This window comes from Bacillus cereus group sp. MYBK30-2 (genome assembly GCF_051915945.1).
GTDB classification, from domain to species: Bacteria; Bacillota; Bacilli; order Bacillales; family Bacillaceae_G; genus Bacillus_A; species Bacillus_A paramycoides.
In genome coordinates this window covers 1-19,059 of sequence record NZ_JBQAFR010000007.1, presented here as the reverse complement: position 1 = coordinate 19,059, position 19,059 = coordinate 1, and the positions used below count along the sequence as shown (strand labels likewise).

Genomic DNA, 19,059 nt, shown 5'->3' with positions numbered 1-19,059 from the left:
CCTTTCCTATTGTTTCGTCACAGGTGCAAATTTCGCTAATAAACGTTTAATACCAATTGGACTTGGGAACGCAATATCTAATTCTTTTGCATCTCCCTCACCTTTTACACTTACAACTGTACCGACTCCCCATTTCTGGTGGGAAGCTTTGTCACCTACTGCCCAACCAATTTGCTCGCCACCTGTTGTCTTAACAGCCGGACGTACGAAAGCTGAGCGAGAACGTGTTGTCGTTGCACTTGCCGTTGCGCCTGTCGTTCTTCCTTTTGCACCAAACGAAGTTTCACGCTTCGGTGCTGTTTCATTTAATGATTCCACTAATTCTGTCGGAATTTCTGTAATAAATCGAGATGCTGCGTTCATACTTGTTCTACCAAATAAAGTACGCATTTGAGCATTGGATAAGTATAGCTCTTCTTCTGCACGGGTAATACCTACATAGGCAAGACGACGCTCTTCTTGCATTTCATCTTCTTCCATAAGAGAACGAGTATGCGGGAATATCCCTTCCTCTAAACCAACAATAAAGACAACTGGGAATTCTAATCCTTTCGCTGAGTGCATCGTCATTAAAATAACTTCTTCACCAGCAGTTGGATCTTCATCTACACGATCAATATCCGCAACAAGAGCTAAGTCTGTTAAGAATGCAACAAGGCTCTTATCTTCGCTTTGAGATTCAAATGTTTGCGTAACAGATAAAAACTCGTCTAAGTTTTCTAAACGGCCTTCTGCTTCTAAAGAACGCTCATTTTTCAACATATCGCGATAGCCTGTTTTTTCAATAACTTCTTCTACTAATTCTGTAACAGATAAATACTCTTGCATATTTACCCAGTTGTGTAATAAACTTGCGAATTCTTTTACTGCCTTTGTTATTTTTGCACTTACTCCAACATGCTCAATCTCATCGAATACAGCAGTTAATGAAATTCCATTTTGTACGCCATAATTAATAATTTTATCGATAGAAGTAGCACCAATCCCGCGCTTTGGCATGTTAATAATACGTGCAAAACTAATCTCATCATCTGGATTCCCAATTAGACGCAAATACGCCAAAATGTCTTTAATCTCTTTACGGTCGTAGAACTTAGTACCGCCGACAATTTTGTAAGGGATATTAGATTTCAGGAAAATCTCCTCGACCATACGAGACTGGGCATTCGTACGATATAATACCGCAAAATCAGTATACTTTCGGTTTCCCATTTGAATATCATCACGAATTTTTTTCGCAACAAAATACGCTTCGTCCTTTTCGGTTGCAGCACGATAATACGAGATTTTACTTCCAACTTGATTGTCTGTCCATAATTTTTTCGGTTTACGGTTTGAATTTTTTTCAATAACAGCATTAGCTGCATTCAATATGTTTTGTGATGAACGATAGTTTTGTTCTAACAAAATAACTTGCGCATTCTCATAGTCTTTTTCAAATGACAAAATGTTAGAAATGTCAGCCCCACGCCAGCGGTAAATAGACTGGTCAGAATCACCCACAACGCATAGATTTTTAAAACGTGCTGCTAAATGTTTAACAAGAAGGTACTGCGCTTTATTCGTATCTTGATACTCATCAACGTGAATATATTGGAACTTACGCTGATAAAACTCTAGTACTTCTGGAACACGCTCAAATAGCTGAATTGTTGTCATGATTAAATCATCAAAGTCTAATGAGTTATTTTTCAGAAGACGTTTTTGATATTCTGTATATACATCACTCGTTAATTTTTCATATGGATCAGCGATTGTAATTTTTTTTGCATATTTATCTGCAGATAACAGTTCATTTTTCGCATTACTAATACCGGCTAAAATAGAGCGCGGCTCAAATTTCTTCGGATCAATATTGCGCTCTTTCATAATTTTCTTCACAACAGTTAGCTGATCACCTGCATCTAAAATCGTAAAGTTACGATTAACACCAATCCGGTCTATATCACGTCGCAAAATACGTACGCACATTGAGTGGAATGTAGAAATCCAAATATCTTCTGCTTCTGGTCCAACAAGTGTATCAATACGCTCGCGCATTTCACGAGCAGCCTTATTTGTAAAGGTAATTGCTAATACATTCCATGGCGCCACACCTTTTTCACCAAGTAAATACGCAATACGATGTGTTAACACACGTGTTTTACCACTACCTGCGCCTGCCATTAATAGTAGTGGTCCATTCGTTGTTTGTACTGCTTTTTGTTGCTGTGGGTTTAAACCATTTAATAACCTATCTGTCATACTCATATGTGCCTGCACCTACTCTCCTTTTACTGCCTTCACTGTTTTTAACGCAGCTTTTATATCATCATAAATAACATTTCCAACAACTACTGTATCAGCATACTGTGCCATTTCTTTTGCTTGTTCTGCATTAGAAATACCACCGCCATAATATAACTTAGCTTGTTTCAATTCTGCTTTTACATTTTTAACAAGTTCAATATCTCCATACGTACCGCTATATTCTAAATAGAATATCGGTAAACGTAATAGCTTGTCTGCTAAACGCGCGTATGCAATAACATCATCTTCTGTTAAATCACATTTTACATCTGTAAGCTGGGCTACTTTCGCTTCGGGATTTAAAACACAATACCCTTCCATGAAAATTTCGTCCCAGTCCATAATATCCCCAAATTCTTTCAATGCCTCATGATGAACACCCGTTACCCATTCTACTTTTCGGCTATTTAAAACACTTGGAATGTAATAAAAATCAAAACCTGGTGTGATTGCTTCCACATCAGAAACCTCTAACACACAAGGAACTGCATATCTACGAATGCTAACTAGCATGTGTAATACGTTATCAATTGTAACTCCATCACTTCCGCCGACAATTACCGCATCTGTTCCTGATTCACAAATCATTTCTAAATGTTCATCGCTTAACTCCTTATTTGGATCAAGCTTAAATACATGTTTCCATTTGGAAATATCGTACATGAAAACACCCTTTCTTTTTCTAATCATATCTATATTCCTACTCAAAAGAGCAGTTAATTTTTATCAGGATTTTTGAACTTCCTCTACTACATCTGTTCAAAAAGGAGAGTCAAGTTTCGATCTCCCTTTTATGCATTCTTTCATTATAACAAAAAAAGCTACCTACACACACGCCCAATCCAACATCTTTTTCAACGTCAAATGTTGGATTACATATCAAAAAACTTATACGGAATACTAACAAATGAAATAGTATTTGCTATTTCGAAGTTAATCTAAAAGGAGTGTTTTTCTAATGAAGCAAAACATCGGTACAATTAGTGCTCTAATTCGAATTACACTCGGATTCATCTTACTTGGTTGTAGTACTGCCAAGCTCATACGCAAACCACATTGCACTTGGTCTAAAGTTTTGCTATGGATAGGTGCAATGAAAATTGCAGAGGGAATTGTTCGTTTCTGCCCGATTGCTGAAGTGTGTAAATTTGGGAAATATATGAATATGGGCGCATTTAAAATGCCTAGCATGAATTTTACTGAAAAAGGACATACTAAAAAAGAAGTTAATCAAGCTTCCGGTCATGACAAACCAAAGTCAAATGGAAGTTATGATGCTTCTGACAAAGAGATTGAGTCAGCGATTGAAGAATTAATCCTGGCAAAACCGCTTTGAATCATTTGTCACGATGCAAGATGCTCTCAAAGAGACTTAGCTGCTGCAGTGGGCGGCTAAGTCTTCTTTATTTTACCACAAAACAGAACATACATTCTTGTTTTTCGGAGTTTTATCCCTAAAACATACATAAAAGATATCAATTTATAAAATTTGGAAAATTAAGTATAAACCCCTTGCATATAATGATATAAAAGTGATATCATTTTTATATCAGGAGGCGATTATATGAAAGAAAAACAAGTTTTTTATGTAAATGGTTTTCTCGGTATTATTGGGATTTTGATTTTAGCCGCTATCGGTGTATTTTGCCTTGTGCAAGAAATTTTCATAGTAGCAGCGTTAACTATTATTTTAGCTGCGGTTCTCGCGACAGGTATTGGTATCGTTCAACCGAACCAAGCGAAAGTAATTACGTTTTTCGGTAATTATTTAGGGACAATTCGTCAAAACGGTTTATTTTTAACAATTCCATTCGCATTCCGTCAAACTGTATCTTTACGTGTTGAAAACTTTAACAGTAAGAAGTTAAAAGTCAACGATGTTGAGGGAAATCCAATTGAAATTGCAGCTGTTATTGTATACAAAGTTGTTGATTCTGCAAAAGCAATGTTTGGTGTTGAGCATTACGATCGATTCGTAGAAATTCAAAGCGAAACAGCAATCCGCCACGTTGCAACAAAATATCCTTATGATAATTTCCAAGATGAAACTTGTATCACGTTACGTGGAAATACTGAGGAAATTTCAGAAGAACTAAAACGTGAATTAGAAGCCCGTCTTGAAATTGCTGGTGTAGAAGTATTAGAAACTCGTTTAACGCATTTAGCTTACGCAACAGAAATTGCCCATGCAATGCTACAACGTCAACAAGCAAAAGCAGTATTAGCTGCTAGAAAAGAGATTGTTGAAGGTGCTGTGAAGATGGCGAAAGATTCAATCCATATGTTAGATGAAGAAGGCGTACTTGAATTAGATGACGAGCGTAAAGCAAATATGGTAAACAACTTATTAGTTGCCATCGTTTCAGATAAAGGTGCGCAGCCAGTTATTAATACAGGAAGCCTATACTAAAGGTTGTAAGTAATTATGGCTAAAAAGAAAAGCTTTCCATTACGTATTGATCCTGAATTACACGCAGTCATCGAAAAATGGGCGAATGATGAGTTTCGTAGCGTCAATGCACACATCGAGTATTTACTTCGAGAAATGGCAAAGCAAAAAGGAAAATTAAAAAAAGATAAAGATGTATAAAAATCCCGCTGAGAAATCAGCGGGATTTTTTATACATTAGCTTCTCGTCATCTCATGTCCAATTGCACGATATCCTATATCACTTCGATAAAATAGACCATCACTCTCAATTTTACCGATTTCTTTATATACTTTATCTTTCGCTTCTTGTAAACTATTCGCCTTACAAGCAACAAATAATACGCGACCGCCGTTTGTTACAAAATCCCCATGTTTCATCACCGTACCCGCATGGAAAACAATCACATCCTGCAATGTATCTAATCCTTCAATAATTTCACCTTTTTTATATGCTTCTGGATATCCTTTTGAAGCAAGTACGACACCGATAACTGCTTCCTCTGACCATTCTAATGTTAATTCACTTTCATCTAATACAGCATTACATACATCAACTAAATCGTTTTCTAAGCGAGGTAATACAACTTCTGTTTCAGGATCACCAAAGCGCGCATTAAATTCAATTACCTTTGGACCATCATGCGTTAAAATAAGCCCCGCATATAAAATTCCTGTAAACGAACGATTTTCTTGAATCATCGCTTTAGCAGTTGGATGTAATACTGTTTTAATCGCCTCTTGAACTGCTGATTCCGGAATTTGTGGTACTGGAGAATATGCGCCCATTCCGCCTGTATTAGGACCTTTATCGCCATCAAAAGCTCGTTTATGATCTTGAGCAATTACCATTGGATGCACAGTTGTTCCATTCACGAATGCCATTAATGAAAATTCTTGTCCATCTAAAAACTCTTCAATAACAACCTTCTTGCTTGCTTCGCCGAATTTCACATCTTGTAGCATTTCTTTCACAGCTTGTAATGCGTCTTCAAGCGTCATCGCTACCGTTACACCTTTACCAGCAGCTAATCCATCTGCCTTAATAACGATCGGTGCACCAACTTTTTGAATGTACTTTACTGCTTCCTCATAGTCTGTAAAAGTTTCATATGCCGCAGTTGGAATATCATACTTTTTCATAAGTTCTTTTGTAAAAGCTTTACTACCTTCAATAACAGCAGCCGCTTTATTAGGACCAAATACACGAAGTCCCTCTTCTTTAAAACGATCAACAATTCCGTTCATAAGTGGAATTTCTGGTCCAACGAAAGTTAAGCCTACATTGTTTTCTTTTGCAAATAAGACTAGTGCATCAAAATCGTTTTCATCAATATCAGCTGGTGTTGCAACATCGCGCATACCTTCATTACCTGGCGCTACATATACTTTTTCTACTTTTTCAGATTGTGCAAACTTCCAAGCTAAAGCATGCTCACGTCCACCGCGGCCGATTACTAAAACATTCATATTTCATCCCCCAATAATTAAATAAGTACAAACTAGAAGCTATGCTCCTAGTTTGTTTTCATATCAATAAAAGTTTAAAAAGGAGGATCGAGAGAACCGAGCAGGTCGAGGCGCATTCGCCAGGAGGACACGGAGTGTAGCTTTCCTACATGAGTACCGCACTGGCAATGCAACGACGACATGCGAAGGTTATCTTGACCGGACTTTTTAAACACCCTCTATTAATGTTTGAAATGACGTACGCCAGTGAACACCATAGCAATCCCATACTCATCTGCCATCTTAATAGAATCCTCATCACGGATTGATCCGCCTGGTTGAATGATTGCTGTAATTCCTGCTTTTGCTGCTTCTTCTACTGTATCTGGCATTGGGAAGAAGGCGTCAGATGCAAGTGCGCTACCTTGTGCTTTTTCACTAGCTTGTGTAATTGCAATCTTCGCAGAACCTACACGGTTCATTTGTCCAGCACCGACACCAATTGTCATATCATCTTTCGCTAAAACAATTGCATTTGATTTCACATGTTTTACAACTTTCCAAGCTAGTTTTAAGTCTTTCCATTCTTGTTCTGTCGGTTCACGTTTCGTCGGAATTGAAATTGTATCTTCATCTAGCGCTAACGTATCTTCCTCTTGAACAAGAAGACCACCTTGTACAGAAGTTAGCTTTTTACTTGCAGTCGTTGCTTTTTCAATATTTACAGTTAGTATGCGCAAGTTTTTCTTACTTTGTAACACTTCTAAAGCTTCTTGTGAGAAAGAAGGTGCAATAATAATTTCTAAGAAAATTTCATGTAATTTTTCAGCTGTTGCTTTATCAATTTCACGATTTGCTGCAATAATACCGCCGAAGATTGATACTGGATCCGCTTCATAAGCACGTGTATATGCTTCATGAATATCCGTACCTACTCCAACACCACATGGATTCATATGTTTTACCGCTACCACTGCCGGCTCTGTAAATTCTTTCACGATACTAAGTGCTGCATCCGCATCATTAATATTGTTATAAGATAATTCTTTACCGTGCAATTGTTCTGCATATGCAACAGAAGAAGTTGCTGCAAATGGCGCTTTATAGAATGTTGCTTTTTGATGTGGATTTTCGCCATAACGTAAATCTTGTTTTTTCTCAAATGTCACAGTTAATGTTTCTGGGCTTTCTTCACCCATTTGCTCTGTTAAATAGTTAGAAATTAACGCATCATATGCTGCTGTATGACGGAATACTTTCGCTGCTAATTTACGTTTCGTTTCATCTGTTACTTCACCGTTCTCTTTCAGCTCTGCTAATACAACATCGTAATCTACTGGATCTACAATTACCGATACAAATTTATGATTTTTCGCTGCGGAACGAATCATTGTTGGGCCACCGATATCAATATTTTCAATTGCATCAGCAAATGTTACATCAGGCTTAGCGATTGTTTCTTTGAATGGGTATAAGTTAACAACAACAAAATCAATTGCTTGAATACCTAATTCATTCATTTGCGCTACATGCGTTTCATTATCACGAACTGCTAATAGACCACCATGAATATTTGGATGTAATGTTTTTACACGACCATCCATAATTTCTGGGAAACCAGTTACTTCAGAAATGCCAATTACTTGTAAGCCGTTTTCTTCTAGTAATTTTTTCGTACCACCTGTTGAAATAACTTCAATCCCTTGTTCTAGTAACCCTTTAACAAATTCTACTACTCCTGTTTTATCTGAAACACTTACTAATGCACGCTTTTTCATTTATCCTTCACCCCTGGTTGTATGTTAGTTAACAGTTGGTTCTTTCACAGACTGAACAATTTGATTCACTGTATTTACGTATAATTTATGTTCAACTTGTTGAATTTTCTTTTGTAAGCTTTCTCTCGTATCCCCTTCAGAAACAACTACTGCTTCTTGCGCAATAATTGGACCTGTATCCATACCTGCATCTACATAATGAATTGTTACTCCAGTTACTTTCACACCTGCTTCTAACGCTTGACCGACAGCATCTTTACCCGGAAAACTCGGTAGTAGTGATGGATGAATATTAATAATCTTCCCGCCGTACGCTTCTAGTAAAGTCGGCCCAATTAAACGCATATATCCAGCTAAAATAACATAATCAATTTCATACTCTTCTAGCTTCTTTAATATCTCTTTTTCAAATGCTTCTTTTGACTCATATGCTTTCGCTGAAAAGGCGAAACACGGAATATGATGATAATGTGCCCGCCCAACAACGCGTGCCTCTGGTTTATCACATACTAATAAACTAATATCCGCATCCAATCTTTTTTCCTCTACCGCATTAACGAGAGATTGAAAGTTAGATCCGCTTCCAGAAGCAAAAACTGCTAATCTACTCATAGTGCTGTGCCCCCATTGAAGGTAACGCCAGCCCCTTGTACAGTACGTCCAATAATACGAGCTGTTTCTCCTTGCTCTTCAAGAAGACGAACAACATCTTTTGCATCTTCTTCCTTCACCGCTACTACCATACCAATACCCATGTTAAAAATATTGAACATTTCTTTCTCTTCTAGTTTCCCAACTTCTTGAAGTAAACTGAAGATCGGCTGAATTTCCCAAGCTCCTAGTTCAATTTCCGCACCGATTCCTTCTGGCAACATACGTGGAATATTTTCAATGAACCCGCCACCTGTAATATGCGCCATACCGTATACTTCATGTTTCTTCAATAGTTCTAAAATAGGTTTGACATAAATTTTCGTTGGTTTTAATAATTCTTCACCAAGAGGTAGTTCTAAACGCCCATAAATACGGTCTAAAGATAACTGTCCATCTTCTAGTAACACTTTTCGTACTAATGAATAACCGTTACTATGGATACCGCTAGATGCTAAGCCAATTAATACATGACCAGCTTCAATCTTTTCACCTGTTACAATTTTCTTCTTATCAACAATCCCAACTGTAAAACCAGCTAAATCGTATTCTTCCGTAGAATACATTCCTGGCATTTCAGCTGTTTCTCCACCAATTAATGCACAACCAGCTTGGCGACAGCCCTCTGATATACCTTTGACGATGTTTTCAACTTTACTAGGTTCAGCTTTACCACAAGCAATATAATCAAGGAAGAAAAGCGGCTCTGCCCCTTGGACAACAATATCATTTACACACATTGCTACTGCATCAATACCAATTGTGTCATGTTTATCTGCCATAAAAGCGAGCATCAATTTTGTTCCCACGCCATCTGTTCCAGATACTAATACAGGTTCTTCTAATGCAAATTTTGATAGATCAAACATACCTCCAAAACCGCCTAAACCGCCTAGTACTTCTTTTCTCATTGTTGTTTGTACGTGTTTTTTCATGCGAGATACCGCTTCATATCCAGCTTCAATATCTACTCCTGCTTGCTTATATGCATTCGCCATCGTTATTTACACCTCGTCTTTTAATTTCTCCCCATCCAGGGCGGCCGTTTTAAGAAAGAAGCTAGCTTCTACATCAAAAGAAGTAGAAGCTTTTTTCACTTTCTTATTTCATACTTTCTAAAAGCTCTTGCTCATAATCATAAAGAGCTGTTGGATAGTCTCCATTGAAGTAAGCCATACATAGGCCGCCATATTTCCCTTCATATGGACGTCCAATTGCATCTACTAATCCATCTTCGCTTAAAAATGTTAAAGAATCTGCTCCGATCATTTCACGGATTTCTTCTACTGTATTATTTGCTGCAATTAATTCTTTTCTCGTTTGAATATCAATGCCATAGAAACATGGATACTTCAGAGGTGGTGAAGCGATTCTTACATGAACCTCTGTCGCTCCAGCTTCACGAAGCATACGAACAATTCGTTTACTTGTCGTCCCTCTTACGATAGAGTCATCAATCATAACAACTCGTTTCCCCTCAACCACACCTCTTACTGCGGAAAGCTTCATCTTTACCCCTTGCTCGCGCAGTTCTTGAGAAGGTTGAATAAATGTACGTCCAACGTAACGATTTTTAATTAATCCTAACTCATACGGAATACCTGTCGCCTCAGCATAACCGATTGCTGCTGAAATACTAGAGTCTGGTACACCAGTAACAACATCAGCTTCAATAGGAGCTTCTGCCGCTAAACGTTTCCCCATGTTTTTACGTGCTGCGTGGACATTAATACCAGCGATATTAGAATCTGGGCGTGCAAAGTAAATGTATTCCATACTACAAATTGCATGTTCTACATCGTTTGTGAAACGATCTACGTGAATTCCTTCATCATTAATGATAAGTAATTCACCAGGTTCTACATCACGAATGTATGTTGCACCTACTACATCGAAAGCGCATGTTTCTGATGCTACAACGTAAGCATCACCCATTTTCCCAATTGAAAGGGGACGGAATCCATTTGGATCTAGCGCAACAATCATTTCATTTCCAGTTAGTAAAAGATATGCAAACGCACCTTTCACTTTATTTAGAGCGTCTTTTACACTTTCAATTAAAGAATCTTTTGTACTACGTTTAATTAGATGTAAAAGTACTTCTGTATCTGAACTTGTTTGAAAAATACTTCCCTCTGCCTCTAATTCACGGCGAAGCATCTTTGCATTAATTAAATTTCCGTTATGAGCTAATGCCATACTATGATCAGAAAAACGGAATAATAATGGTTGAACGTTAGCAACTTCACTTCCACCTGCTGTCGCATATCGTACGTGTCCAATTGCTGATTTTCCGTTTAATCCTTCTAGCTCACCTCTTGAAAACACTTCTGATATTAAACCTAACCCCTTGTGACCGATGATTTTTTCCCCGTTATTTACAACAATGCCTGCGCCTTCTTGGCCACGGTGCTGTAAACTGTGCAATCCGTAGTACGAAACTTGTGCTGCATTTTCATGCCCCCAAATTCCGAAAACGCCACATTCTTCATTTAACCCCTTTATTTCAGCAAGCATGGGATTGCCCCTTTCCAAGCCTTTCTCATTTCATCTACATTTGCTGTAAGTAATACTTCATTTTCTTCATTATGAATTGTTACTTCATTTGTATTTGTCACTTCTCCAACTTGAATTGCTTCAACCACTTTCTCGAATGCTTCTTTATTTTCACGTTTTACAGTTATAACGAAGCGAGATTGTGATTCCGCAAATAATACTGCTGTTGCTTCTCCGTTTAATTTCACATTAGCACCTAAACCGTTAGCACCAATTGCACTTTCTGAAATTGCAACTGCTAAACCACCTTCAGCAACATCATGTGCAGATTGAACAAGGCCAGTTTGAATTGCTTCTAGTACTTGTTTTTGGCGTTTTAATTCTACATCTAGATCGATACTTGGTGATTGGCCGAAAATTTTGCCGTGAATCATTTTCTGTAATTCACTTCCACCAAACTCAGCTTTCGTCTCTCCGATGACATAAACTAAATCACCAGCTTGCTTAAACTCTTGTGTTGTTACATGTTTTAAATCGTGTACAAGGCCGACCATCCCAACAGTTGGTGTTGGATATACAGCTTCACCACTACGCTCGTTATACATCGATACATTCCCGCCGATAACTGGTGTTTGTAATGTGCGACAAGCTTCACTCATACCGTCTACTGATTTCTCAATTTGCCAGAAGATTTCCGGTTTTTCTGGGTTACCAAAGTTTAAGCAATCTGTAATTGCAAGTGGCTCCCCGCCAGAACATACGATATTACGTGCTGCCTCTGCTACTGCAATTTTACCGCCCACTTCTGGATCTAAATAAATGTAGCGAGAGTTACAATCCGTCGTCATTGCTAATGCTTTTTCTGTACCGCGCACACGTACAACCGCTGCATCTGAACCTGGTGTAACGATTGTGCTAGTGCGTACTTGATAATCATATTGATCATAAACCCACTCTTTACTTGCAATCGTCGGTTGTTGTAGTAAAGCGAATAACGTTTCTTTATAATCTTCTACTTTTGGTGTTTCCATTTTCATCTGCTGGAACTCAGCAAAGTATGCTGCTTCTTTTGATGGTTTATGATAAATTGGTGCTTCTTCTGCAAGAGCATCCGCTGGTACTTCAGCTACCATTTCATCTTTATGGAATAAGCGAAGCATTTTATCTTCCGTTACTTTCCCCATCGTAACTGCTGCAAGACCATACTTCTCAAATAAATCTACTATTTCTTGCTCTCTACCTTTTTTCACAACAATTAACATACGCTCTTGTGATTCAGATAACATCATTTCATATGGTGTCATTCCTGTTTCACGCTGTGGTACATCATCTAAGTACATTTCAATACCCATACCTGCTTTACTTGCCATTTCTGCAGAAGATGACGTTAAACCAGCAGCTCCCATGTCTTGGATTCCAACAAGTGCATCCGACTGAATAAGTTCTAAGCAAGCTTCAATAAGAAGTTTCTCCATAAATGGATCTCCTACTTGAACTGCCGGACGTTTCGCTTCAGAGCTTTCAGATAGCTCTTCAGATGCGAATGTTGCACCATGAATACCATCACGACCAGTTGATGCTCCTACGTACATTACTGTATTACCAGCACCATGTGCTTGCCCTTTTTTAATATCTTCATGATTAATTAGGCCTACACACATTGCATTTACGAGTGGATTTCCTTCATAACATGGATCAAACTGTACTTCTCCACCAACAGTAGGAATACCGATGCAGTTACCGTATCCTGCGATTCCCGCTACTACTTCTTCGAATAAATATTTCACGCGTGGTGATTGTAATTCACCGAAGCGAAGTGAGTTTAATAAAGCTACTGGACGTGCTCCCATAGAGAATACATCGCGAATAATACCGCCAACACCTGTTGCTGCTCCTTGATATGGTTCAATAGCAGAAGGATGGTTATGACTTTCCATTTTAAATACAACAGCTTGATTATCACCGATATCTACAATTCCAGCACCTTCTCCAGGCCCTTGTAGGACACGCTCACCTGTTGTTGGGAACTTGCGAAGAACTGGCTTTGAATTTTTATAACTACAATGTTCAGACCACATTACAGAGAATAGCCCTGTTTCTGTATAATTCGGCAAACGGCCTAAAATCTTTTCAACCATGGCAAACTCTTCGTCTGTTAGCCCCATTTCCGCATATATACGCTCTTCTTTAATTTGTGTTGGATTTGGTTCAAGCATTAACGACATATGTTTCCCTCCACTGTTTTAAGATAGATTGAAAGACTTTTAACCCTTCAGCACCGCCAAGTAATTCATCTACAGCACGCTCTGGGTGTGGCATCATACCAAGTACATTTCCTTTTTCATTTACAATACCAGCAATATCTGAAACGCTTCCATTCGGATTTTCTACATAACGGAATGCGATTTGATTATTCTCTTCTAATTGTTTAAGAGTCGCTTCATCACAATAGTAATTTCCTTCGCCATGTGCAATTGGAATGTTGATTACTTCATCTTTTCCATATTGTGATGTAAACATCGTTTCATTATTTTCAACACGTAACTGAACAGTACGGCACATAAACTTTAAGTTTTCGTTTCTCATTAATGCTCCTGGTAGTAATCCTGATTCAACAAGAATCTGGAATCCATTACATACACCTAAAATTGGCTTTCCTTGCTCAGCAGCTTTTTGCACTGCTTTCATTGCATTAGCAAAGCGAGAAATAGCACCACAGCGTAAGTAGTCACCGTAAGAGAAGCCACCTGGTAATAGAATCGCATCATACTCATCTAAGTTCTCTGTATCATGCCAAACGTAATCTACTTCTTCGCCAAGCTCATCTTTAATTGCATGGAACATATCAACATCACAGTTCGAACCTGGAAATACTATTACGGCAAATTTCACTGTGCGACAACCTCCTCAACTTCATAACGGAAGTCTTCCATTACAACGTTTGTTAATAGTTTTTCACACATTTCTTTTACCTTTGCGTCAAGGTCAGATACAGATTTATCAATTGTTAGTTCCATGTACTTTCCGATTCGAACGTCTTGTACTTCTGTGAATGAAAGACTATGAAGTGCCCCTTTTACTGCTGTTCCTTGTGGATCTAATACGCTTTCTCTTAACGTTACATATACCTTAACTTTATACATGTGAAATTCCCCCTAAACGTTTTAAAATTTCTTCATAAGCATCTGTTAAATTTCCAAGATCTCGACGAAATACGTCTTTATCAAACTTTTCATTGCTCGTTTCATCCCATAAACGGCAAGTATCTGGTGAAATCTCATCCGCTAAAATAATTTCTCCTTCTTCCGTTACGCCAAACTCTAATTTAAAATCTACTAATCTTACACGACAGCTTGCGAAATGCTCAATCAATACTTGATTGATTTGTAGAGCCATATCTCGTAATACGCTTACTTGCTCTGGCGATGCAACGTTTAATACACGAATATGATCTTCCGTTACAAGCGGATCTCCTAAATCATCATCTTTGAAGTAGAATTCTACGATTGGTTCTGCAAGTACAGTTCCCTCTTCCATTCCTAATCGTTTTGAAAGACTTCCTGCAATTACATTTCTTGTGACAACTTCTAAAGGAATAATACTCACTTTTTTTACAAGTTGTTCTATTTCAGATAACTTCTCAACAAAGTGTGTTTTTATTCCCACTTCTTGTAACTTTCTGAACAATAAAGTTGTAATCTCATTGTTCAAACGACCTTTTCCTGTAATCGTCTCTTTTTTCTCCCCATTGAAAGCAGTCGCACTATCTTTGTACTCTACCCAAACCATATCTGCTGCTTCTGTACGATAAATTCTCTTTGCCTTACCTTCATACAGCAATTCTAGCTTTTGCATTTCGCAAGCCCCCTGTAGTTTGAAAAATGTGAATAATATTTTTATAAAGAATGGCACAGAATGACTCTATTCTGTGCCATATGAAATTTTACGCTTCGTTTAATCCTAGGCGTTCAAAGATTGTATCAACATGTTGCATATGATGCTCATAGTTGAAGCATTCATTAATTTCTTCTTGCGTTAACTTGCTCGTAATACGCTCATCGCCTTCTACAAGCTCTTTAAATTGTACTTGTGTTTCCCAAGCTTCCATCGCTTTAGGCTGTACGATATCATAAGCTTCTTCACGTACCATACCTTTGTCGATTAGTGTAAGCATTACGCGCTGAGAGTAAATTAAGCCGTATGTTCTTGTCATATTGCGTTTCATATTCTCTGGGTATACAGTTAAGTTTTTAACGATATTACCAAAGCGATTTAACATGTAATTTAACGCAATTGTAGCATCTGGTAAAATTACACGTTCTGCAGAAGAGTGAGAGATATCGCGCTCATGCCATAATGGAACATTCTCGTAAGCTGTCATCATATAACCGCGGATAACACGAGCTAAACCAGTCATATTTTCAGATCCAATTGGATTACGTTTATGTGGCATTGCAGAAGAACCTTTTTGACCTTTTGCGAAAGCCTCTTCAACTTCACGTGTTTCACTCTTCTGTAAACCACGAATCTCAACTGCCATCTTTTCGATAGATGTTGCAATTAGTGCAAGTGTTGACATGTAATGAGCATGGCGATCACGTTGCAATGTTTGTGTTGAAATTGGTGCTGCTTCTAATCCTAAGTTTTCACAAACATACTTTTCTACGAATGGATCGATATTTGCGTATGTACCAACCGCACCAGATAATTTACCAACGCGAACTGTATCAGCAGCTTGCTTAAAACGCTCTACGTTACGTTTCATTTCTTCATACCAAAGACCAAGCTTTAAACCAAATGTTGTTGGTTCTGCATGAACACCGTGTGTTCTCCCCATCATGATCGTGTATTTATGCTCTTTTGCTTTGTTAGCTAAAATGCTTACAAAGTTTTCTAAGTCTTTTAATATGATTTCATTCGCTTGTTTTAAGATGTAAGATAACGCTGTATCTACTACGTCTGTAGATGTTAAACCGTAATGAACCCATTTACGTTCCTCGCCTAATGCTGGTGTTTCTGATACAGCACGAGTGAATGCAACTACGTCATGACGTGTCTCTTTTTCAATTTCATAAATACGATCAATATCAAATGATGCATGCTCACGAATTTTTTTAACATCTTCTTTTGGAATATCGCCAAGCTCAGCCCATGCTTCACAAGCTAAAATCTCAACTTCTAACCATGCCTTAAATTTGTTTTCTTCCGTCCAAATTGCACCCATTTCAGGGCGTGTATAACGATTAATCATCTTTTTCCCTCCAACAGTTGTTCTTGATGGTCCCAAATATGCAAACTCTTTGCTTTTTCTAGAGCGACTTCAATATTATCATTTAAAATATTAACATGCCCCATTTTTCGCTGCGCTTTTGCTTCTTCTTTTCCATACAAGTGTAAATAGCACCCGGTTAATCTATTCACTTGTCCTAGGACCCCTTCTATATGTTCGCCTAAAATGTTTACCATGACAACTGGTTTTAACAAATTTGTTTCTCCAAGAGGTAAATTACAGATTGCTCGAATATGTTGACCAAATTGACTCGTTTCACATGCATCCTGTGTATAGTGTCCTGAATTGTGAGGTCTTGGTGCTAATTCATTAATGTAAATCTCACCGTCAGCTGTAGCAAACATCTCTACCGCTAGTGTTCCCACAAGTTCTAGTTCATCCGCAAGCACTTTTGCATAAGCAATTGCTTTTTGAGAAAGTTCCTCTGTAATGCGAGCTGGAACGATAGATTCATGCAAAATGTTATTTACATGAATATTTTCCGCTACCGGAAATACTTTCGTTTCACCACTTACACTACGAATCACAATAACCGATACTTCTTTTTCAAAAGGCACCCATTTTTCTAGAATGCACTCTGCTTCATCCGCAAGCTCTCGTGCCTTCTCAACATCAGCTTCACTTCTTAAAACAACTTGCCCTTTCCCATCATATCCACCTGTCGTCGTTTTTAAGACGGAAGGAAATGATAACTCAGCAATCGCTTCAGTAAGCTGATTTTGATTTTGAACTAATCTATACGTTGCTACTGGTAACCCAGCTTTCTCAATTGCATTCTTTTCTGTAAAACGATTTTGCGTTTTATTTAACAACTGACTACCTTGTGGTAAGTAAGCATGTTTTTCAAGCCATTGTAAACATCTATAATCAATATTCTCAAATTCATATGTGACAACGTCGCTTATCTCTGCTAAATGCTGAATTGCTTTTAAATCGTCATACGGTGCAACAACTTCGACATCAGCAACTTGTGCACATGGTGAATGTTTTGTAGGATCTAAAACAGCAATTTTATATCCCATCTCCTTAGCTGCCAGCGCCATCATTCTTCCAAGCTGGCCGCCTCCAATAATGCCGATTGTTTTTCCAGGTAAAATGATTCTCGTCATACTAGCTCACTACCTTCACGCACAGTTTTCTCAATAGCTTCTCGTCTCAGTTCTAATGCATCATGTATGTCATCATGAAATGATCCAAGTATTTGTGCAGCAAGTAATCCAGCATTTGTTGAACCAGCCTTACCAATTGCAACAGTTGCAACTGGAACCCCTCCTGGCATTTGGACGATGGATAATAATGAATCTAAGCCGTTTAATGCTTTTGATTGAACTGGAACACCGATTACAGGAAGATTTGTCTTCGCTGCAACCATTCCTGGTAAATGCGCTGCTCCACCAGCTCCAGCAATAATAACTTTTAATCCACGTTCACGAGCTGTTTCTGCATATTCAAACATATAATCCGGAGTCCGATGAGCGGATACAACTTTTTTCTCATACGGTATATTTAATTCATCTAAAATGTCACAAGCATATTTCATTGTTTCCCAGTCTGACGTGCTTCCCATTATGACTCCAACTAGTGATTTCATATTAGAATCCCCCCGATTCAAATAAAAAAAGCCTGAAATAGAACAGTTTCTCTTTTACTATGAGAGAAAGCGCTCTACTCAGGCATACGTATCCCTTGTGAATAGAAAAATACCGAGTGACTTTCCCTCATAGTCTAACGAATAACGGTCGTTAGGTAGAGACTTGCAGGCCATATCCCCGCGATTATATGAGGTCTTATATATTATTGTTTCTATGGCTATATTAACAATATTTCATAAACAATGTCAATAAATAATCGAATGTTTTTTTATTACTTATCGTTAACGTTCGTGTTTTAGTTATATTCAAAAGAAGAATTGCAACTATATGCAAGATGGAAAGGGAATTAGAATATATATTTCTAGAGATCTATTTTACGTATAATTGTTTATATAGTACTTCAGTATGTTTTAAATCAAAATATATACACTCTTGTGTTCTATACATCAATAGAACTTATATTGTAGCAATTTAATTTCTAAGGGGGATAACTGTGAAAAAAAGGACTATGCTATTATCCTATTTATTTTTCTCTATCGCAGTAATTGCCGTAATTATTGAATACTTATTTATATCATCCCATTTTTTCTACTCTCATTATTTTAAATATATACTTGTGATAGAAATAATGTGTCCTATCTTAGGCATTATTTTAGGAGCATTCGGAAAACCGGGAGTACAAAAAATCATTGCCATTATTTTAAATAGCCTCTATTTCATTCTTTTTTCGTCTTTAGCGTTATTAAACTTATGGATTTTAACATTTGGTAAATAAAAATAAACACAAAAAAACCTAAGTCGAAACGACTTAGGTTTTTGCTTGGCGACGTCCTACTCTCACAGGGACAAGGTCCCAACTACCATCGGCGCTAGAGAGCTTAACTTCCGTGTTCGGTATGGGAACGGGTGTGACCTCTCTGCCATCATCACCAAACTATGAAGGCATATTCCTTCAAAACTAGATAACATTTGCTACATATTATATGGTTAAGTCCTCGATCTATTAGTATTCGTCAGCTCCACATGTCACCATGCTTCCACCTCGAACCTATCAACCTGATCATCTTTCAGGGATCTTACTAGCTT

At 37.9% G+C, this 19,059-nt stretch carries 18 protein-coding genes, 2 rRNA genes and 1 riboswitch; of the genes, 4 read left to right on the top strand and 16 right to left on the bottom strand.

Annotated features, from left to right (window positions below; all coding sequences use genetic code 11):
• Positions 1 to 6: 6 nt before the first annotated feature.
• Together pcrA and ACTFQM_RS24065 are read right to left on the bottom strand one after the other, a co-directional pair.
• Complete coding sequence (gene pcrA, locus ACTFQM_RS24070; RefSeq protein WP_029953054.1) at positions 7 to 2,250, bottom strand: DNA helicase PcrA; 2,244 nt, start codon at positions 2,248 to 2,250, stop codon at positions 7 to 9.
• Positions 2,251 to 2,262: 12 nt separating this feature from the next.
• Positions 2,263 to 2,952, bottom strand: coding sequence for a heptaprenylglyceryl phosphate synthase (locus ACTFQM_RS24065; RefSeq protein ID WP_440036650.1), 690 nt, complete (start codon positions 2,950 to 2,952; stop codon positions 2,263 to 2,265).
• 295 nt (positions 2,953 to 3,247) lie between these two features.
• Between ACTFQM_RS24065 and ACTFQM_RS24060 the strand changes: the two genes are divergently transcribed.
• From ACTFQM_RS24060 to ACTFQM_RS24050, 3 genes are all read left to right on the top strand, one after another.
• Positions 3,248 to 3,625: a YgaP family membrane protein gene (locus tag ACTFQM_RS24060; protein ID WP_440036559.1), complete on the top strand. Its 378-nt coding sequence runs from the start codon at positions 3,248 to 3,250 to the stop codon at positions 3,623 to 3,625.
• 228 nt (positions 3,626 to 3,853) lie between these two features.
• Positions 3,854 to 4,699 carry an SPFH domain-containing protein gene (locus tag ACTFQM_RS24055; protein WP_025150171.1) on the top strand — a complete coding sequence of 282 codons (846 nt, stop codon included), beginning with the start codon at positions 3,854 to 3,856 and terminating at the stop codon, positions 4,697 to 4,699.
• 15 nt (positions 4,700 to 4,714) lie between these two features.
• Complete coding sequence (locus ACTFQM_RS24050) at positions 4,715 to 4,879, top strand: toxin-antitoxin system HicB family antitoxin (RefSeq protein ID WP_001085173.1); 165 nt, start codon at positions 4,715 to 4,717, stop codon at positions 4,877 to 4,879.
• A 36-nt stretch (positions 4,880 to 4,915) separates the two neighbouring features.
• Here ACTFQM_RS24050 and purD read toward each other — a convergent pair whose 3' ends face one another.
• From purD to purE, 12 genes are all read right to left on the bottom strand, one after another.
• On the bottom strand, positions 4,916 to 6,187 hold the full coding sequence (gene purD / locus ACTFQM_RS24045; RefSeq protein WP_440036558.1) for a phosphoribosylamine--glycine ligase: 1,272 nt from the start codon (positions 6,185 to 6,187) through the stop codon (positions 4,916 to 4,918).
• A gap of 221 nt (positions 6,188 to 6,408) precedes the next feature.
• Positions 6,409 to 7,944 (bottom strand): bifunctional phosphoribosylaminoimidazolecarboxamide formyltransferase/IMP cyclohydrolase, encoded by a 1,536-nt coding sequence (purH, locus tag ACTFQM_RS24040; protein WP_440036556.1) that lies wholly within the window; start codon positions 7,942 to 7,944, stop codon positions 6,409 to 6,411.
• A 24-nt stretch (positions 7,945 to 7,968) separates the two neighbouring features.
• Positions 7,969 to 8,556 (bottom strand): phosphoribosylglycinamide formyltransferase, encoded by a 588-nt coding sequence (purN, locus tag ACTFQM_RS24035; protein ID WP_328046104.1) that lies wholly within the window; start codon positions 8,554 to 8,556, stop codon positions 7,969 to 7,971.
• A complete protein-coding gene (gene purM, locus ACTFQM_RS24030) occupies positions 8,553 to 9,593 on the bottom strand; it encodes a phosphoribosylformylglycinamidine cyclo-ligase (protein WP_440036554.1) in 1,041 nt (346 codons plus the stop codon). Before purM ends, purN begins: the two co-directional genes overlap by 4 nt.
• Before the next feature lie 103 nt (positions 9,594 to 9,696).
• Positions 9,697 to 11,112, bottom strand: a complete 1,416-nt coding sequence (gene purF / locus ACTFQM_RS24025; RefSeq protein WP_002174606.1) for an amidophosphoribosyltransferase — start codon at positions 11,110 to 11,112, stop codon at positions 9,697 to 9,699.
• Entirely contained in the window at positions 11,097 to 13,316 is a 2,220-nt protein-coding gene (gene purL / locus ACTFQM_RS24020; RefSeq protein WP_440036553.1) for a phosphoribosylformylglycinamidine synthase II, read from the bottom strand. The genes purF and purL overlap by 16 nt, the downstream gene beginning before the upstream one ends.
• On the bottom strand, positions 13,300 to 13,983 hold the full coding sequence (gene purQ, locus ACTFQM_RS24015) for a phosphoribosylformylglycinamidine synthase subunit PurQ (RefSeq protein WP_000666787.1): 684 nt from the start codon (positions 13,981 to 13,983) through the stop codon (positions 13,300 to 13,302). The genes purL and purQ overlap by 17 nt, the downstream gene beginning before the upstream one ends.
• Positions 13,980 to 14,234, bottom strand: coding sequence for a phosphoribosylformylglycinamidine synthase subunit PurS (purS, locus tag ACTFQM_RS24010; protein WP_000278821.1), 255 nt, complete (start codon positions 14,232 to 14,234; stop codon positions 13,980 to 13,982). Before purS ends, purQ begins: the two co-directional genes overlap by 4 nt.
• A complete protein-coding gene (gene purC, locus ACTFQM_RS24005) occupies positions 14,227 to 14,946 on the bottom strand; it encodes a phosphoribosylaminoimidazolesuccinocarboxamide synthase (RefSeq protein WP_440036552.1) in 720 nt (239 codons plus the stop codon). Before purC ends, purS begins: the two co-directional genes overlap by 8 nt.
• Before the next feature lie 88 nt (positions 14,947 to 15,034).
• Complete coding sequence (gene purB / locus ACTFQM_RS24000) at positions 15,035 to 16,342, bottom strand: adenylosuccinate lyase (protein WP_071747187.1); 1,308 nt, start codon at positions 16,340 to 16,342, stop codon at positions 15,035 to 15,037.
• The gene (gene purK, locus ACTFQM_RS23995; RefSeq protein ID WP_440036550.1) at positions 16,339 to 17,490 is read right to left on the bottom strand and encodes a 5-(carboxyamino)imidazole ribonucleotide synthase; all 1,152 of its coding nucleotides are present in this window, start codon (positions 17,488 to 17,490) and stop codon (positions 16,339 to 16,341) included. Before purK ends, purB begins: the two co-directional genes overlap by 4 nt.
• Positions 17,487 to 17,972 carry a 5-(carboxyamino)imidazole ribonucleotide mutase gene (gene purE / locus ACTFQM_RS23990; RefSeq protein WP_002010008.1) on the bottom strand — a complete coding sequence of 162 codons (486 nt, stop codon included), beginning with the start codon at positions 17,970 to 17,972 and terminating at the stop codon, positions 17,487 to 17,489. Before purE ends, purK begins: the two co-directional genes overlap by 4 nt.
• 110 nt (positions 17,973 to 18,082) lie before the next feature.
• Positions 18,083 to 18,184: riboswitch (purine riboswitch) on the bottom strand.
• Positions 18,185 to 18,466: 282 nt separating this feature from the next.
• Here purE and ACTFQM_RS23985 point away from each other — a divergent pair.
• Positions 18,467 to 18,748 carry a hypothetical protein gene (locus ACTFQM_RS23985; RefSeq protein WP_048375614.1) on the top strand — a complete coding sequence of 94 codons (282 nt, stop codon included), beginning with the start codon at positions 18,467 to 18,469 and terminating at the stop codon, positions 18,746 to 18,748.
• A 43-nt stretch (positions 18,749 to 18,791) separates the two neighbouring features.
• Here ACTFQM_RS23985 and rrf read toward each other — a convergent pair.
• Both rrf and ACTFQM_RS23975 read right to left on the bottom strand, forming a co-directional pair.
• Positions 18,792 to 18,907, bottom strand: a 5S ribosomal RNA gene (rrf, locus tag ACTFQM_RS23980).
• Between the two features lie 49 nt (positions 18,908 to 18,956).
• Positions 18,957 to 19,059: ribosomal RNA gene (locus ACTFQM_RS23975) — 23S ribosomal RNA — on the bottom strand; the annotation flags it as partial.

What these genes read in the sequence shown, in the direction of transcription:
- purD (WP_440036558.1), bottom strand. Translation starts at nt 6,187, where the DNA reads ATGAATGTTTTAGTAATCGGCCGCGGTGGACGTGAGCATGCTTTAGCT.
- purH (WP_440036556.1), bottom strand. Translation starts at nt 7,944, where the DNA reads ATGAAAAAGCGTGCATTAGTAAGTGTTTCAGATAAAACAGGAGTAGTA.
- ACTFQM_RS24050 (WP_001085173.1), top strand. Translation starts at nt 4,715, where the DNA reads ATGGCTAAAAAGAAAAGCTTTCCATTACGTATTGATCCTGAATTACAC.
- purC (WP_440036552.1), bottom strand. Translation starts at nt 14,946, where the DNA reads ATGCAAAAGCTAGAATTGCTGTATGAAGGTAAGGCAAAGAGAATTTAT.
- purB (WP_071747187.1), bottom strand. Translation starts at nt 16,342, where the DNA reads ATGATTAATCGTTATACACGCCCTGAAATGGGTGCAATTTGGACGGAA.
- purE (WP_002010008.1), bottom strand. Translation starts at nt 17,972, where the DNA reads ATGAAATCACTAGTTGGAGTCATAATGGGAAGCACGTCAGACTGGGAA.
- ACTFQM_RS24060 (WP_440036559.1), top strand. Translation starts at nt 3,248, where the DNA reads ATGAAGCAAAACATCGGTACAATTAGTGCTCTAATTCGAATTACACTC.
- purN (WP_328046104.1), bottom strand. Translation starts at nt 8,556, where the DNA reads ATGAGTAGATTAGCAGTTTTTGCTTCTGGAAGCGGATCTAACTTTCAA.
- purS (WP_000278821.1), bottom strand. Translation starts at nt 14,234, where the DNA reads ATGTATAAAGTTAAGGTATATGTAACGTTAAGAGAAAGCGTATTAGAT.
- purL (WP_440036553.1), bottom strand. Translation starts at nt 13,316, where the DNA reads ATGTCGTTAATGCTTGAACCAAATCCAACACAAATTAAAGAAGAGCGT.
- ACTFQM_RS24065 (WP_440036650.1), bottom strand. Translation starts at nt 2,952, where the DNA reads ATGTACGATATTTCCAAATGGAAACATGTATTTAAGCTTGATCCAAAT.
- ACTFQM_RS24055 (WP_025150171.1), top strand. Translation starts at nt 3,854, where the DNA reads ATGAAAGAAAAACAAGTTTTTTATGTAAATGGTTTTCTCGGTATTATT.
- purM (WP_440036554.1), bottom strand. Translation starts at nt 9,593, where the DNA reads ATGGCGAATGCATATAAGCAAGCAGGAGTAGATATTGAAGCTGGATAT.
- purF (WP_002174606.1), bottom strand. Translation starts at nt 11,112, where the DNA reads ATGCTTGCTGAAATAAAGGGGTTAAATGAAGAATGTGGCGTTTTCGGA.
- pcrA (WP_029953054.1), bottom strand. Translation starts at nt 2,250, where the DNA reads ATGAGTATGACAGATAGGTTATTAAATGGTTTAAACCCACAGCAACAA.
- purK (WP_440036550.1), bottom strand. Translation starts at nt 17,490, where the DNA reads ATGACGAGAATCATTTTACCTGGAAAAACAATCGGCATTATTGGAGGC.